11 protein-coding genes and 3 pseudogenes are annotated in these 15424 nt (G+C 57.1%); 9 read left to right on the forward strand and 5 right to left on the reverse strand.

The annotated features are described in order from the left end of the window. Positions 1-16 precede the first annotated feature (16 nt). The 5 genes from A3722_RS11095 to A3722_RS11115 form a co-directional block, all read right to left on the reverse strand. Positions 17-523, reverse strand: a complete 507-nt coding sequence (locus A3722_RS11095; protein WP_067629521.1) for a restriction endonuclease subunit S — start codon at positions 521-523, stop codon at positions 17-19. Continuing rightward, a complete protein-coding gene (locus A3722_RS11100; RefSeq protein ID WP_067629522.1) occupies positions 520-2538 on the reverse strand; it encodes a type I restriction-modification system subunit M in 2019 nt (672 codons plus the stop codon). Before A3722_RS11100 ends, A3722_RS11095 begins: the two co-directional genes overlap by 4 nt. Positions 2539-2650: 112 nt before the next feature. Next, positions 2651-4372 carry an N-6 DNA methylase gene (locus tag A3722_RS11105; protein WP_067629523.1) on the reverse strand — a complete coding sequence of 574 codons (1722 nt, stop codon included), beginning with the start codon at positions 4370-4372 and terminating at the stop codon, positions 2651-2653. A 20-nt stretch (positions 4373-4392) separates the two neighbouring features. Beyond that, positions 4393-4668: a hypothetical protein gene (locus A3722_RS11110; protein ID WP_067629524.1), complete on the reverse strand. Its 276-nt coding sequence runs from the start codon at positions 4666-4668 to the stop codon at positions 4393-4395. A 284-nt stretch (positions 4669-4952) separates the two neighbouring features. Next, positions 4953-5234, reverse strand: a complete 282-nt coding sequence (locus A3722_RS11115) for a hypothetical protein (protein WP_067629527.1) — start codon at positions 5232-5234, stop codon at positions 4953-4955. On the opposite strand from A3722_RS11115, the gene A3722_RS11120 reads away from it, so the two are divergent. The 9 genes and pseudogenes from A3722_RS11120 to A3722_RS11165 form a co-directional block, all read left to right on the forward strand. Beyond that, positions 5233-5937 (forward strand): hypothetical protein, encoded by a 705-nt coding sequence (locus A3722_RS11120; RefSeq protein WP_067629528.1) that lies wholly within the window; start codon positions 5233-5235, stop codon positions 5935-5937. The two genes, A3722_RS11115 and A3722_RS11120, sit on opposite strands and share 2 nt — an antisense overlap. A 101-nt stretch (positions 5938-6038) precedes the next feature. Then, on the forward strand, positions 6039-8339 hold the full coding sequence (locus A3722_RS11125) for a Mu transposase C-terminal domain-containing protein (RefSeq protein WP_067629529.1): 2301 nt from the start codon (positions 6039-6041) through the stop codon (positions 8337-8339). Then, positions 8305-9348, forward strand: a complete 1044-nt coding sequence (locus tag A3722_RS11130) for a TniB family NTP-binding protein (RefSeq protein WP_082849456.1) — start codon at positions 8305-8307, stop codon at positions 9346-9348. Before A3722_RS11125 ends, A3722_RS11130 begins: the two co-directional genes overlap by 35 nt. Before the next feature lie 2 nt (positions 9349-9350). Beyond that, positions 9351-11198, forward strand: coding sequence for a TniQ family protein (locus A3722_RS11135; RefSeq protein ID WP_067627356.1), 1848 nt, complete (start codon positions 9351-9353; stop codon positions 11196-11198). A 173-nt stretch (positions 11199-11371) separates the two neighbouring features. Beyond that, positions 11372-12016, forward strand: a complete 645-nt coding sequence (locus A3722_RS11140; RefSeq protein WP_067627358.1) for a hypothetical protein — start codon at positions 11372-11374, stop codon at positions 12014-12016. Positions 12017-12451: 435 nt separating this feature from the next. Next, positions 12452-13543 (forward strand): annotated as a pseudogene (locus tag A3722_RS11145) (IS630 family transposase). A 159-nt stretch (positions 13544-13702) separates the two neighbouring features. Beyond that, positions 13703-14356, forward strand: a complete 654-nt coding sequence (locus A3722_RS11150; protein ID WP_067627360.1) for a DUF3182 family protein — start codon at positions 13703-13705, stop codon at positions 14354-14356. A gap of 33 nt (positions 14357-14389) precedes the next feature. Then, positions 14390-15147, forward strand: a pseudogene (locus A3722_RS23285) (IS5 family transposase). Positions 15148-15243: 96 nt separating this feature from the next. Continuing rightward, positions 15244-15424, forward strand: a pseudogene (locus A3722_RS11165) (IS110 family transposase); the annotation flags it as partial.

The raw sequence follows: 15424 nt of genomic DNA on the forward strand, positions 1-15424 counted from the left end.
CTGTTCCGGGATATCGCTACCCGAGGTGAGTTTTCATGATCCGCCCTAGCCGACGGAGGCGAAGAACCTCAAGCAACCGCTCCTTCTTCGCGATCAGCTCATCAATCCGCGCAGTTTCGCGGTCAAGGAAGACGGCGATCCGTTTCTGGGTGGGGAGGTCGGGAACACGCACTGCTCTGTTGTGAGCTTCGTTCCGTTCCAGACCCGGCACACCGGTGTCTCGCGTATTTCGATCCAATTCGAGTGAAATCAGGAGAAAGTACGAAAACCGTAAATCGCCAGCGCATGTCCTCTGGTCCACGTAATATGCGGTGTCTATGCAAAACCCTGGGCTATTGGCCCAGACGACTTTTCCATGCGAACCTTTTCTCCCTACGATGATTGCAGGGCTGAGCGTATTTGCCCGCGAATGATTTCCGACAATACCATTCGAACCATATACAGGCACTTCGCCGGCTTTCCTTGCTTCGACGCTCAACGCATCACCATAAGTCATCCGCAGATGATGCTTCAGCCGCATCATGCCACCACCTCTTTCAGCAGCCCGGCGATCTCAGCCTCCAGCGCCTTCAACTCGCCGTCGATTTCCGCCAACGGCCGCGGCGGGGCGTATTGGTAGAAATACCGGTTGAAGTTGATCTCGTAGCCCACACGACCGACTTCACCATCGGACGCATCTCGATGCGAGGTATCAACCCAGGCGTCCGGCACAAAAGGCTCAACCTCGCGGACGAAATAGGCCTGCCAATCCTCCAGAAGAGGCACCAGCTCGTGATCACGCAGCTTCGGATCAGGCTCAGGATTGCCATTCTTATCGACACAAATCTCAGCATCTTCATGGGTATCACCGAGAATATCGATGATCCCTTTCTTCAATGGGGCCGAGATGTTCTTGCCAAAAGGCCTGAGCGCTTTGTTGAAAACCGGAACGAATTCAGCCCGATCCATCCAAACATGTCCTGCCAGGCCGCGTTTCAGCCCGTCAAGAAGCATGGGGCCAGCCTCTTTCAACTCACCAAAGCGCCGATGTTCGGAAATGAGCTGCAGCTTTTCTTCCGTCAGTTCAAAGCGCAAACGCAACGGGCGCTCCACCCGGATCTCACGGTAGCCGAAATCGGTGGTGTCAAAGGTCTTCGACACATCGCCAAAGCCCGCTTCGCCGTTCAAGAATTCGCCATAGATGCGCACCGTTTCCGCCCGCGCATCATCACTGATTGCACGGCGCTTGGAGCCCAGCGATTTGCGCATAGACTGCCAGAAACGCTCGCCCGAGGCGTCGATTAGCTGCACCTTGCCACGACGTGCCTCGGGTTTGCGGTTCGACAGCAGCCAGATGTAGGTCTGGATACCGGTATTGTAGAAAATGTCAGTCGGCAGGGCGATGATTGCCTCAACCAGGTCGTTCTCCATCAGCCAGCGGCGGATCTCGCTCTCGCCTGAGCCTGCACCGCCGGTAAAGAGAGGCGAGCCATTCATGACGATCCCCATGCGCGATCCCTTTTCGTCGTCGCGCATTTTGGAAATCATATGTTGGACGAACAGGAGCTGCCCATCGGAAATTCGCGGGAGGCCCGCACCGAAACGCCCGTCGTAGCCGAGATCCTCGGCCTCTTCTTTGATTGGAGCTGCGTATTTTTTCCAGTCCACGCCGTATGGCGGATTGGAAAGCATGTAGTGGAAGGTCTCGCCGCGGTGAGCGTCTTGCGTCAGAGTGTTGCCAAAAGCGATGCGCGAGGCGTCGTGACCTTTCACGAGCATGTCAGACTTGCAGATCGCGAAGGATTCTCCGTTCAGTTCCTGGCCAAACAGGTCGACATTGAGCGCGGGGTTCATCGCCTTCATGGATTCTTCCGCCACCGACAGCATGCCACCGGTGCCGCAGGCCGGATCGTAGACGCGGCGGATGATGCCCTTCCCGGACAGAGCCTCTTCGTCATTGGCGAGCAGGAGATCGACCAGAAGGCGGACCACCTCGCGCGGGGTGAAATGCTCACCCGCGGTTTCATTCGAGATTTCCGAGAAGCGACGGATCAGCTCTTCGAAAAGATAGCCCATTTCGAGGTTGGTAATGGCATCAGGGTGGAAATCAATCTGGCAAAAACGATCAAAGACCATCCAGAGCGATTCCGCTTCGTCGAGCTTCTTGAGGACTTCGGTGAACTCAAACTTCTCGATGAAAATGTCACGGACGTTCGGGCTGAACCCCATCAGGTAGTCGATCAGGTTCTTGCGCAGTTGACCTGTATCCTGCTGCCGAAGCGTAGCAAAGGTGAAGGGGCTGGCATTGTAGACCTGCCCACCTGCATTGGCTGCGTTGCCAAGGACCATGGCGCGCACTTCGTCATCTGTGTCAGCGTCGAGGCCCGCCGCAAGCTCGACCACATCGGATTTGGTGGCTTCGAGAATGCAGTCGAGACGGCGGAGGATCGTGAACGGCAGGACAATCTTACCATAGTCGGATTGCTTGAAGTCGCCGCGCAGCAATTCTGCGATGGACCAGATAAAAGAAGCGTTGTTGTTGATCGTTTCCTGGCTCAAGGCCGGTCTCCAATTCGGTTGTGCAATTCTCGACTTCCCGCAAAGGTAGTCGGCTGAATCGCGGATTGATATAGACGGGCTTTGGAATTCCTGTGGATACCCGGAATTTTATTCACTCGGATGGCTTTAATTCTCGATGTGGCCAGCAGGCAGCCCGATCATCTTCCAGTTGCTTTTGCAGGTCTTCGATTTGGGTGAGGATATCCTGGCGGCGCTCAAAGCCGCGCTGCAGCTCTGTCAAGGTGCCGGGGTCGGGCAAGGGGATCGCCAGCGCCTTGAGGTCTTTCATGCCGATCGACTGTATTACGGCACCGCCGGCAAGCGACTGGATGTGCTCCTGTACTGTCGGGTCAGAGAGGTACTCGTAGAGTGCCAGTGCCGCGATGCCGCCGCGCCGGGCTGCGCGCAAGATCATCATCGACTGCCCCGCTGTCCAAATCGTCTCGGCGTTTTCCTCAGGAATGCCCTCGGGCACGAGTGCGACCGAACCCACAGTCCCCTTCACCGCAATGAGAACATCACCAGGGACCAGGCGCTGATTGCGGGCCTTGTTGTATTTGGCAGGGCTCACCCGAACCGCGCGTTTCGGCTCTCCAATGAATCCGTCTGGCCCGATATCTGCCGGCATGGCCTCCAAGAGCGTAAGTTTGCCATCCTCATCGGCGGAAATGCTGAGCGGGCGGATGAACCCGACGAGATCCTCGAGCGGAGCAACATCGTGTTTCGCCAGTAGATCATCGATACGTTCTCGCGCCCCGGTACTCAGGTAACGGTTTGGAGTGAGGACGAGATTGTTCTCGCGGATTTCCTCAAAGGAAACATCCCGCGCCAGCGCGCGATCCTCCACTTTGGCCGTGGACGCTAGGTTGAGCCACGAGGCCTCAGGGAGAACCTCGAACCTGCCTCGGCGCCCCTTTGATGATACGAGGTCATGCCCAAGATCGACAAAGCGCACGGTATCGCGCTTAGCGACGGTCGTCGAAAGGGTGACAAGCAGCGTCGGAATTGCCGTTGCCGTGAACATCATGCCGGATGGCACTCCCATGATAGCTTGAAGCCGATCACTGCGCATGAGGTTGTCGCGCGCCACGGTTTCGCTGCCGACCATCCGGAACATGGCACCGGTCGTCGTCGAAAGGATCACGCGGCCGAGTGTCATCGCGGTTGCGTCTGCAATCGCCAGCGTTTCAGACAGCATTCGGCCGATCTTTCCTCGTTCTAGGCCAAGGCTCGTGAGGGTGCGTTCAGGAATATTGTCATCATCTTTCACAGTCATGCCGAAGGGAGGGAACATGACTTCTACTGCAGCACTACTCACTTCACGCCGATCCCAACCCCAGCCAGTTTCGATCGTCACGGCCCCGCCGAGATCGAGGATCGACAGAATATTTCCTAAGATCCGTGCTTGGTCTGCGTTGGGCGTTACGAAATTAATCTCTGGTGCGCGGTCACTCAAATATGATGCCATTGTGTAATCTAGGCAGGGCCGCATGGACCATGGGTAGGAGAAGCGAACTGAGGCCGCATCACCGATCATTTCGATTATCTTTTTGCTGGCCTCGGGGCGGACCCAGCCCTCGCCGTGGTGATCAACGGCCGCATCCATAAGCTCCGAAAGCGTGCGGTATCTTTCTTGCCGGGGCGTGCCGAGTAGAGCGCGCCCGACGCCTTCGAGAACCTGGGCGACTTCGCTGCGTATTGCGCTCGCACTGTCGAGCTCTTCCAGAGGGCGCTTGGCTTCCACTAGATTCGCCGTGATCTCAAGAAAGGCGAAAAGACCTTCCGGGAGGCTGCGCGCGAAGCTGAGTTGGGTAAGGATTTCTTGCGTTTTCATTTGAACCTTTTAGGCAGGGGTTACTTATTTTTTGACAACTTATAGTTAAAGCTTTTGGTGTGGTAGGTTGTTATCAGCATATCATCATCGGTCACGACCACCACGCCGCCCTTCTTGCGGGCGTCGTCTAGGAGTCTTTTCTTCCGGCGCATCTGCTCGAGTTCCTGGTCGATGATCCTTGTCGTGAGAACGTAACGGTCACCTTCCACCTCGCCGAGGTCAAGGGCGAGATCGGTCAGACCTTTTCTGATGCTGCGTTGGTTCATCCTGCAATCGAAATGGTTGGATACGTTCATTGGGTGATGCTCCGTGTTGATGTGGTCAATATTCTCACGCTGCTACAATAAGTCAACGAAAAAAGAATAGGCAGCAACTACTTTTTTGATATGTAGTTGATTGCTTCCATATCGATGTTCTACCAGACAACGTCATTCGTGCTTCTTTTACCACAGCGTCACTACTAACAACGGCTGCCGAGGCGATAGTTAAGTGATTGAATTAAAATTATTATTAGTAATTATTCTTATTGTGCCTTCCAACGAGCGCACCGACCCGTGAGCCTTTCAACCCAACGTGTCATTCATTGCCACCCTTGAGTAATGCGGTGCGATACCAAAAGTTGTTTCTCATGAAGTTTGAAGCAATCCACACCTTTTACGTACTCATACAGATAGCCTGACCCGGCTGCTGTGATCGGCTCTTTAGGCCTGTCCCACTGATGATTACCGAGAAGGTACCAATGCTTCATATCCTCACCCCACTCCTCGACGCGATACGCGCCTGATCCCGCCGGTCTCCGGCTGATCTCGCCGTTTCCTGTCTGGATGCCGATCCGGACGATCGCGTAGAGGGGTTTCCCCATGTTCGATATCTCAGGTGGCATTTTGCTGCCGAACTCATCCTTGGCCGAGCGCAATGTGCCCGCCGCGTCCAAGGGTCATTGCACCGCCCATACCGTCCTTGGTGAAGGCGAAGGCACCCGCACCCAAGCCGAAAGCTGGCTCGAACTCTGTCACCTGATGCTGCTGAACGCAGATGAAGAGGTGGCCGAACTGGCCGAGCAGCAGCGGTTCTTTTTCGGCGAAGATGAAGACGATCTGCAGCAGCACGTCTTTGACGTCGTGGCGACCTTGCTCGATGGCTACCGGATTGCCTACACCATCAAGCCCGAGATCCGCCTTCACTCCGGGGTCTTCCTCGAGGATATGGCCGAGGTCAGCTGGTGGGTCCGTAAATATGAATACGCGGACGATGTCCAACTCCTGACAGATGCGGATATCGATCAGACCGATTTGCGCAATGCCCAGATGTTAGCTTCCGTGCGTGAGGCTGACCCGGAGGCCGATGCTGCAGCCACGCGCGCCATCGAAGCGCTGCCTGATGGGGCCTGTCGCTCGCTGCGTGATCTCACCATCGACACCGGCATGAAGGCGCGTGGTTACTCGGCCTTGATCCGACTGCTGCGCCGCGGCTTCGCGGTGCAGGTCGAGCGCGGTCTCATCCGCCCGACGACCACGATCAAGCGCAGCTACAGCCTGCGGCCGACGATCTACCGCTCGGCCTGATCCCTCTGACCACCAAACGTCAAGGCCCGCGCACACTCTGCGCGCGGGACCGATCCCTCCACGCCCGGCCACAGGCTGCGCGACACCATAAGGACATTCCCATGGCAAACGCCTCGAACTTCCCCATCTTTTCTCTGGACATGCACCATGAATACCGGATCACCGGCATCCGGTATCGGTTCATCTATCTGAGTGGCGACCAGGCAGCATTCTCCCAAATCGACAATCCGCTTATTGTTCAATCTTACGAGCTGGGGACGCTGAAGCGCCTAAACGGCCTCGGCAAGATTGAAGTCATCCCTTACGGCCTGATGCCCGAGCATCTGCGTCCGACCGTGAACGACTTCGAGGACATTATCTTGGCCGGGATTCCGCCGGCGATGCGCAAGCGGCTCGAAATGCGCCATGCTGTTGTCCAGGCATTCTTGCTGCTCAAGGGTGATGGCGAGATCAAGGGCACCGACGAGTCGATCAAAGCGAACATGCAACGCATCGTCCTCGAGGCCGAAGACTACCTCGTGGAGGAAATGCCGGAGCCCGGCTACGCTGAAGCTCTGACGGCTTATCGCGCCGGCGAAGGCCGCAAGCCCAAGGCGCGCCATGGCGTTGTCATTCCCGATCATGTCTCGCCCCGGGCGCTGCGGACTTGGGTCGCCCTCTACAAACGTGGGGGCAAGAAGGCTCTGGTCGACAAGAGCGTGAAGCAGGGCAACCGGTTCAGCGCATTCACCGTCGACGAGCGCGCCCTTCTGGCACGTCTGGTGAACGAGAATTACATGAATCTCCAGCGCAAGACGATCGCGATGACCGTCATCGACGTAAAGCGCGGCTTCGAGAAGGAGAACGACCGTCGCGCCCAAGATGATCTGGCGCCGCTTCGCGTCCCCGGCCGCGAGGCGATCCGCTTGTTCATCAAGCGCCTCGATAAGTTCCACGTCACTGTCGCACGCTTTGGGCAGAAGGAAGCCATGAAGAAGATGCGGGCGGTCAAAACCGGCCTTGAGACCCTTCGCCCCTTCGAGCGCGTGGAGATGGATGAATGGTGCATCGACCTCCTGTCGATCTTGGCTGAAAGCGGGCTTCTTGACATGTTCAGTGAAGAGGAGCTGACGGAAATCGGGCTGACAGATAACACCATGCGTTGGTGGCTGGTGGTGGCAATCGACGTTCGAACCCGCGTGATCGTCGGCATGACCCTGACCGCGAATCCGAAGACCTCGAGCGCGAAGAAATGTCTGAACATGGTGGTGAGCGACAAGGAGGCCTTTGCCGATGCAGTTGGCGCCATCGCGCCTTGGCCGGGCGCGAACGTCCCGGAGATCTTGGCGGTCGACAATGGCCCAGCCTTCAAAGCCGCCGCGTTCTCGACCACCTGTGCCGATCTCGGAATCACCAAGCTGCAAACTATTGCCGGCACGCCAAGCATGCGAGCCCATATCGAGCGGGTGTTCCGAACGCTCTCCACGACATTGTTGCCGCGCCTCTACGGTCGTACCTTCGGCAATGTGCTGGAGCGGTCCGGGCATCCGTCGGAAGAGCGGGCCTGCCTCTCGGCTGACGACATCGCGGAGATCCTGATCCGCTACGTTGTCGACATCTACCACAACACGCCGCACCTCGGGCTGAATGGACGGACTCCCTTGGAACAGTGGCAGGCCGATCATGAAGACGGGAACTTCCCGCTGAAATCGGCTCCGACTATGCGCCGCAAGCGCTTGGCTCTTGGGCTGCCGTTGAAGCGCGTGACTCAGCAAGATGGCATCCGCGTGATGAACGTCCGGTACCACTCCGAGGATCTCGCTCGTTGGTTTCTGAAGAACGCCAACCAACAGGTCGACGTGCGCTGGCTTGACGAGAATATCGGCAGCATCGAGGTGAAAATGGATGGCGTCTGGCAAGAGGTTGCAGCCGTCTCCTCGATCTTCCATGACGTTGATGCCTCGACTTGGGCTGCCGCCCGCCGGGCGCTGCGCGCCAAAGACGGCAAACGCAAGGAATGGGAAGAAGGGGTGGTCCGTCGCGCACTGGACGACATCGAAGCCATCAATGCCACCCGCGGCGCGGCCTACAGGATCATGGACCACGCCTGGTCTGAGAAGCGCCTTAAGGCGGTAGAACAGGAAGCCGTGGCGAACTTTACAGTGGTCGCTGATCGTGCGCAGCTGTCCCGGCCGGTCCGGGGTCGTGGCCAGTCCATCGAACCGATGGCGCCCGAAGGTGCGCAGGAACCGAAATCTGCGCAGGAACCGGAGGCCACCACCGCGGAGCCCGTCCAGGATGGCGCTGCGTCAAAGTCAAAAAGCAATGACAAACCCAAATCCAAGAAGACCGCCCCTGCTGCGGAAAAGCCTGTCTTGAAGATTGACAATGATGGCGATGACGATGTGTGGGAGTTCAACTGATATGACTGGAAAGGCCCCAATGACCAAAACACCCGCCGCCATCATGAAGGAGCTGCGCAAGGTTCACATTCGCACCCCACGCGAAGCCGCGCTTAAGGAGATGCTCGAATGCATGTTTGCAGAGGACGAGGGGGGTAACGTCACCCACGAGCCAGTGCGTTTCACCGACGAAAGCGAAACCCATGGCATCGCCTTCATCGAGGGTTCGGGCGGCGGCAAGACCACAGCAATCCGAAAGACTCTGAAGGCGTTCGACCCATTGTCGACAAACCCTGAGACCGGTCAGCCGCGCTGGCTCCAGGTCAAGGTCGAAAGCCCTGCCACTTTGCGCAGCCTGGGCGTGGACATGCTTAAGAAGCTCGAGATTGACCAAGTGTCTGATCGCGCCAAGGTCTACGCAATCTGGGACCTGGTCCGGCGGCGCCTGCGCATTCTCGGGGTTACGCTGGTCTGGATCGATGAGGCTCAGGACATGTTTAAGGAAACCATGGCTGCCGAAACGCAGTCTATGTTCAAGATGTTGAAGGGTCTGATGCAGGGGGATCACCCGGTCGTGGTGGTATTGTCGGGCACGGAACGGTTGAAGGAAATCACCAGCCTTGATGCGCAGGTGAACCGGCGTTTCTCGAAGATCTGCCCACCGCAGCTCGAGTTCGCTGCCGACAACGAGCTCGTTGAGGCGATCACCGTCGCTTTTGCCAAGAAGGCGGGTCTGAAGGTAGATGTGTCAGCGGAGACAAACAATCGGATCATCCGCGCTGGTCGGCACCGGTTCGGGCGCTGCATCTACCTGATCCTGAAGGCCATTGAGGCTGCGTTGCACGACAAGGCGACCACGCTGCAGCTGGAGCATTTTGAGCTGGCCTATGGCAAGGAAGAAGGCTGCGAGATCTCCGCCAATATCTTTGCCGTAGCGGATTGGACCAGCATCGTGCAGCCGGACGATGAAGAGCCTGCGGTGCCGAAGGTCTCGGCCAAGCGCGGCCGCAAGCGCAAGGCGCGCGCCTAATCATGGCATTGCACCCGATCCTTCCCGTTATCGCTGGAGAAAGTCTGACCTCGTATTTGAACCGGGTTGCCCGGTTCCACTGCGAGATGGACCTCTTCGACTTTCTGGAATTCATCGGCGTATCCCGCAGCAAACTGATTACGCCGCGCCAGGAGACCATCGATCGCCTCGAAACCCTGCTTGGGCTTTCATCCCGCCAGCTGAACACCATGTGCTTCCAATCGTTGGGGAACCGCCAACGTATGATCGCGGGCGAGCCGGTTCACGTTGACTTTGCTGACATGAAGAAAACCTGCTTCTGCCCGTGCTGCCTTCTGGAAGATGCGTCGCCAGCGAGCGCGTCGCGCGGCGTACGCGTCGGACGTGTGTCCTGGCAGATCGAGCATATCCGCGCCTGTTCGGTTCACGGGGTAGAACTGGTTCGGGGGAAGGTGGGGCGTTTTTCAGATGGGCTACACCTCATGGCCGAGGTCGCTCCCGATGACGAGAAGCTGGAGCAGCTCGCTTCCGAAGCTCGTGAGATGGGGGCGTCTGCCTTGGAGACTTATGTGCTCCGGCGGCTCAAAGGCGCGGCAGGGCCTACCTGGCTGGACGATCAACCGATCGATCTGGCCGCGCGGACTTGCGAAATGCTCGGGACATTCCTCGTAAACGGCCCGAACGCCAACCTCAACTTGATGGATGAGGCTGCTTGGCATAAGGCCGGGCATGTCGGCTTCGAGGTTGCGGCGCTTGGGGCGAACGGCATCCGAGAGGCGTTGCAGGCACATCTTGCCGCACTGGCACCGAGTGCCCGGTGTGGGCGGGCTCAAAAGGTCCTTGGCTTTCTGTTCAAATGGATCCAGTTCCAGCGCGGGGCAAAGGACAAGGGCCCAATCCGAGATGTGCTGCGCGAGTTCATCCTCGACAATATCCCGTACGAGGCGGGTAGCGAACTGTTCGGCGAAGTCGTAGACCGTCAGCGGGTTCACTCAAGCTACACCCTGTCCAAGAAAACCGGCTTGAACCAGAGTACGTTACACCGTGCCGCGGTGTTGCACGGGCTCCTGGATGCAAACCAAGACCGTATTCTTTCGCACCATGTCTTTGACGCGGAAAAAGGTGAGGAAATGGCAGTGCGGCTGTCATCGGCATTTAGCGTGAAGGACCTCGAGAGCTTCCTGAACTGCAGCCGGATCATGGCGGAAACCCTTTCGCGGAGCGGCGTGATCCCACGGATGCATATTACAGAAGAGAAGGGTCGCGGGACGCGGAAATCCATCGCTCCTGAGGGGGCTCAAGCCTTCCTTGATGACCTGATGGCGCAGGCGAACCGCGTGGGAAAACCATCTGAGGGTATGATGGAGCTTATGGCCGCGGGTCTGCCGGCGCGTTGGCCAACGATTGATATCATCCATGGCATTCTGTCAGGCGCGTTTGATCGGGTAGAGGTTGTCGATCCCGACCTGAAGCTTCAGGGGATCCTGGTGGATCCTTATGAGGTGCGCGACGTGCTTTCCCGGCGGAAGGGTGGGGGCCGTGTAGGAAAGCACGAGGCGGCAGCACTGATCGGCATGAGCGTCCAAGACTTTCAGCTTCTGCTCACGATGCGCGACAGTACAGGGCAGCCATACATCACGGTGCAGGTCGAGGAGAAGGCGAACCGTCGCCCGGTTCAGCTCTTCGCTCTCGAGGAAATTGAGCGGTTCCAGCAGGACCATGTCGCGCTGCGGGAAATCTGCGAAGTGGCCGGCGCGTCGCCGATGGGCATGAAAAACAAACTGGATGGCATTGGCGCGGTGCAGATCACGGCTTGTGTGCCTGGGGTACGGGTGTGGTATCGGCGGGCAGACGTACGGGAGGTGATGTGATCGCTGGGCGATGATTGGTAATTGCTCCTATCGAATGAATGTCTTGGCCACCCAAGCATACAAGTTTTTCGCAGCGATTGCGTCGTAGTTCAGCCTTCCGCGCGTACGACCGGAAATAATCATTGAATTTCGGGGTTGCGAACCTAAAAGCGAAAGCTTGCAAGGAGGGGTGGATGATCGAACATTTAGGTAAGACAGTTTTAGTCAAGAATGTCGAATATTCGATCAGCCATCTGGCGCCGTTTTTCCACTCGTTGCCGGGGGCGGGCGTCGATGGGGACGATCTTCGCGTTCGCGTCAGTTTTTCCTGCCATGTTTTTAGCGAGAGGGCCGCGTACGGCGAGGCCTTCGATATGCTTGATCAAAATCAGAGCCGTCGCCGGTTCGACCCGGTGCGCTATGAGCGTAGCCTGACACTCCCGGAGGCCGTGCAAACCCTGCTGGATTCCAACGGTGTCACCTGGGAGATGAAGGACCATAATGATATTGAGAACATGGCCGCGCTGACCGAAGAGCCGGACATGAAGATTATCAAGGGCACATTCGATGTGATCCTCTACTACCTCTATCCAAGCGAGGCTGAGCACTTCGAGGTGGAGTTGAATGTGCTGACTTGCCACTCTCGTAGCATCAACACCGAAGGCAAGCACAAGCGAGACATGCGCCAAGCGCTGCGCACCTGCGTCTTTTCACAAGAGCGCCTCCCTATGACAGAAGAGAAACGCAAAGCGATCGCGGCGGAGCGTGCGGCTGAAAACGCTGCAAAACGGAAGGCTAAGCGTGAGAAGCGCAAGGCAGCCAGGAAAACAAAACCCTAAAAGTAGAAGAAGCTCCCAAATGGGAGCTTCTTGAGTCGTGAAGCGGGTGCGCCTTACCGTGGTTTACCGAACCTCTTTAGAGGTGCGCAGCTACAGCATACTGCTTGATTAGATAATCTTGCAGCAAGTCCCGCCACCTGAAGCTATTCAAGTATGTAGAGCAATGTCCGCCAGATTTCAAGTGCGATCTTGACCAGGAGATGGACTGTGCGGGGGTCTCATACAGACCTTCACCGAACGTAAACGCCCTACTGATTTTCTCCCACCCAGAAAAGCTTAGCCGAGAATACCATTTTCAAGGGTTCAGTCTTCAGGGGTAGAGCAAATCACCACATAGGACCGAAAACAATACAAAAACCTAAGCGTAAACTTCATCTAGTGTTCACCACCTGACAGAAGATTCCCATCGGCAACGTGATGTGCCATATTTGAGGCATGAGACGCGATGACATCTGCCTTTATCTTGGCCCCGCCGACCGTGCTGAGCTTCAAGCCCTGATCTGCAACCGCAACACTGCGCGCAAGCTTGTCTGGCGGGGCGAGATTGTCCTGGCCACCGCGCACGGTCATGGTATGTTCGAGATCATGCGACGCGCGCGCACGTCGACACCCACGGTCTGGCGCTGGCAGCAGCGGTATCTCGATGAGGGCGTCGCTGGTCTCAAGCGTGACAAGACGCGACCCTCGCGGGTGCCGCCTTTGCCCATGGAAACAAGGCTGAAGGTGATCGCCAAGACGGTGCAGGAAACCCCGCCCAATGCAACGCACTGGAGCCGCGCGTTAATGGCCGAAGCCATGGGCATCTCGCCGTCGAGCGTCGGCCGCATCTGAGCCGAAGCTGGCTTGAAGCCGCATCTCATGAAGGGGTTCAAGGTCTCGAACGACCCAAAGTTCGAGGAGAAGGTCACCGATATCGTCGGGCTCTACCTCGACCCGCCAGACCGTGCCGTGGTGCTCTGCGTCGATGAGAAATCCCAGATCCAGGCGCTGGATCGCACCCAGCCCGGACTGCCGCTCAAGAAGGGCCGTGCCGCGACTGTAACGCACGATTACAAACGCCATGGCACGACCACGCTGTTTGCTGCGCTGGATGTGAAATCAGGCACCGTCATTGGCGATTGCATGCCACGCCATCGTGCGCAGGAGTTCCTAAAATTTCTGCGACAGATCGACAAGGCTGTGCCCACCCGGCGCGATGTGCATCTGGTGCTCGACAACTACGCCACCCACAAGACGCCTGAGGTGAAGGCCTGGCTCGAAAAACACCCGCGCATCAAGCTGCATTTCACGCCCACCAGCGCGTCATGGCTGAACCTGGTGGAGCGCTTCTTTGCCGAGATCACATCAAGGCGCATCCGGCGCGGCAGCTATTCCAGCGTCGATGACCTTGAGGCCGCGATCTACAACTATCTGGCCCACCACAACGAGAAACCAAAACCCTTCAAATGGACCAAAACCGCAGAGGATATCCTCACCCGGGAACGCCGCGCGCTGGACAAACTCGATGAAACGCGCGGAAACAGGTAGGAAGTGTCAGACTCAGAGCACTAGCGTGCGACCCCGGGCATATTCTCGCCGCCATCCTTGATGGAACGATGCAACCGTCAAGGCGTTTCACCTCGGAGGAGCATAAAATCAGACGGACGATAGTATAAGAACGGACGATAGTATAAGAAAGGCCGACAGATGGCGGAAAACCTCGACAAAAATCTGGCGGAAACGGGATCGGAACGCTCAGATCAAAGAAGTGAACTTCAATCGCCTTCCCTTGTCGCTATTTTTCTGCCGGCTGGACGCGCTGCTTTTCCGGATCACGAACTGCAACAACATGAGAAAATCGCTCGTCGCTTGGCATCTCTCAAAGGTCTTGAATATGGGGGCATATATTCCGCTCCGGAGCCTCTGATCTCTGCTTATGTGATGCCGACCGAAACTCTTGACCGCGAAATGGCGGAAGCTCTCGGCATCCGAAGTGAGGATGATTTTTTCGGAGGGGTAGTTCCAAGTAACTTTGCCGCGACGAAGGCGATCACCCATCCGCTGGTATCGACTAATGCTATAGCCCCTGAGGGATGGTGCACTTTGTTTCCACAACTAGTAGGGGATTCGGTCTTGGCGGGCTTTACAACTTTCTCACGGAAAGATGCGCTGAGGGCGGGCACCGTGCTTCTGAGGCAAGGAGGTCTTAGACTTAAGCCTGTTAAAGCTCGCGGTGGTGTCGGTCAGGCAGTGATCCGTGACCAGGCCGAGCTGGAGCGGAAACTCGTCAGCTTGGATGAGGATATTCCGGCTGGGCTTGTACTAGGGTCCGTGGACATTCAGGATTCCCATTTTGCCTGATTTCTGATTCAAACTCCCAAAATGGAGGTTTGAATGAACGAGCAGCGGTTTGTGGTGTCGGACAGCTTGTGGCAGCGGCTTGAACCGCATCTTCCGGGTAAGGTCAGCGATGCCGGAGCCACAGCAAAGGACAATCGCTTGTTTCTGGAAGCGGTCTTCTGGCGGGTGCGCACGGGGTCGCCGTGGCGCGACCTGCCACCTGCCTTTGGCCATTGGAACAGCCAGTTCCGACGGTTTCGCCGGTGGGCCAGGTCCGGAGTATTTGAGAGTCTTTTCAAAGCTATGAGTGAAGACGTCGACCTCGAATATGCACTCATCGATGGAACGATAGTTCAGGTTCACCAGAAGGCGACCGGCTCAAAAGGGGGACTCAGAGTCAGGCCATTGGGCGCTCGCGCGGCGGACTGACGACCAAGATCGTGGCGTTGGTGGATGCGCTCGGCAATCTGGTGCGCTTCTTACTGCTGCCGGGACAAGCGCATGACATGAAAGGTGTCGCGCCGTTGATCAAAGGCGTTTCATTTGATGCACTGCTTGCAGACAAGGCGTTCGATGCGGACTGGCTGTTGCAAGACCTCGACCAGCGCGGTGCAACAGCTGTGATCCCTCCCAAAGCCAACCGCAAAATCCAGCGAGATTATGACGCGGAGGTCTACAAGTGGCGGCATCTGGTAGAAAATTACTTTGCAAAAATCAAAGAGTTCAGAGGGATCGCCACAAGATACGACAAAACGGATTGCAGTTACGCAGCGTGTTGGAACCTCGTAGCAGCACTTATAGCCTCAAGATGATTGTCCACAGATGGAGTGGTTGCCGCCCTCCCCAGACGGCATCGCAATGTGCCAAGGTCGTGGTGTTGAAAGCCACACAAAGAGGAGGACGGCGAGATGAAGGATATGATGATCGGGGTCGATCTGGCAAAGAATGTTTTTCAAGTTCATGGGGCGCTGCACACGGGGGAGATTCAGTTTCGCAAGAAGCTGACGCGAACGCAGTTTCCCGTGTTCATGGCTAAGCAGGAGCCAAGCTTGGTTATCCTCGAGGCATGTGGCAGCGCACATTATTGGG

The organism is Sulfitobacter sp. HI0027 (genome assembly GCF_001634775.1).
In the GTDB taxonomy this organism is placed as follows: Bacteria; Pseudomonadota; Alphaproteobacteria; order Rhodobacterales; family Rhodobacteraceae; genus Sulfitobacter.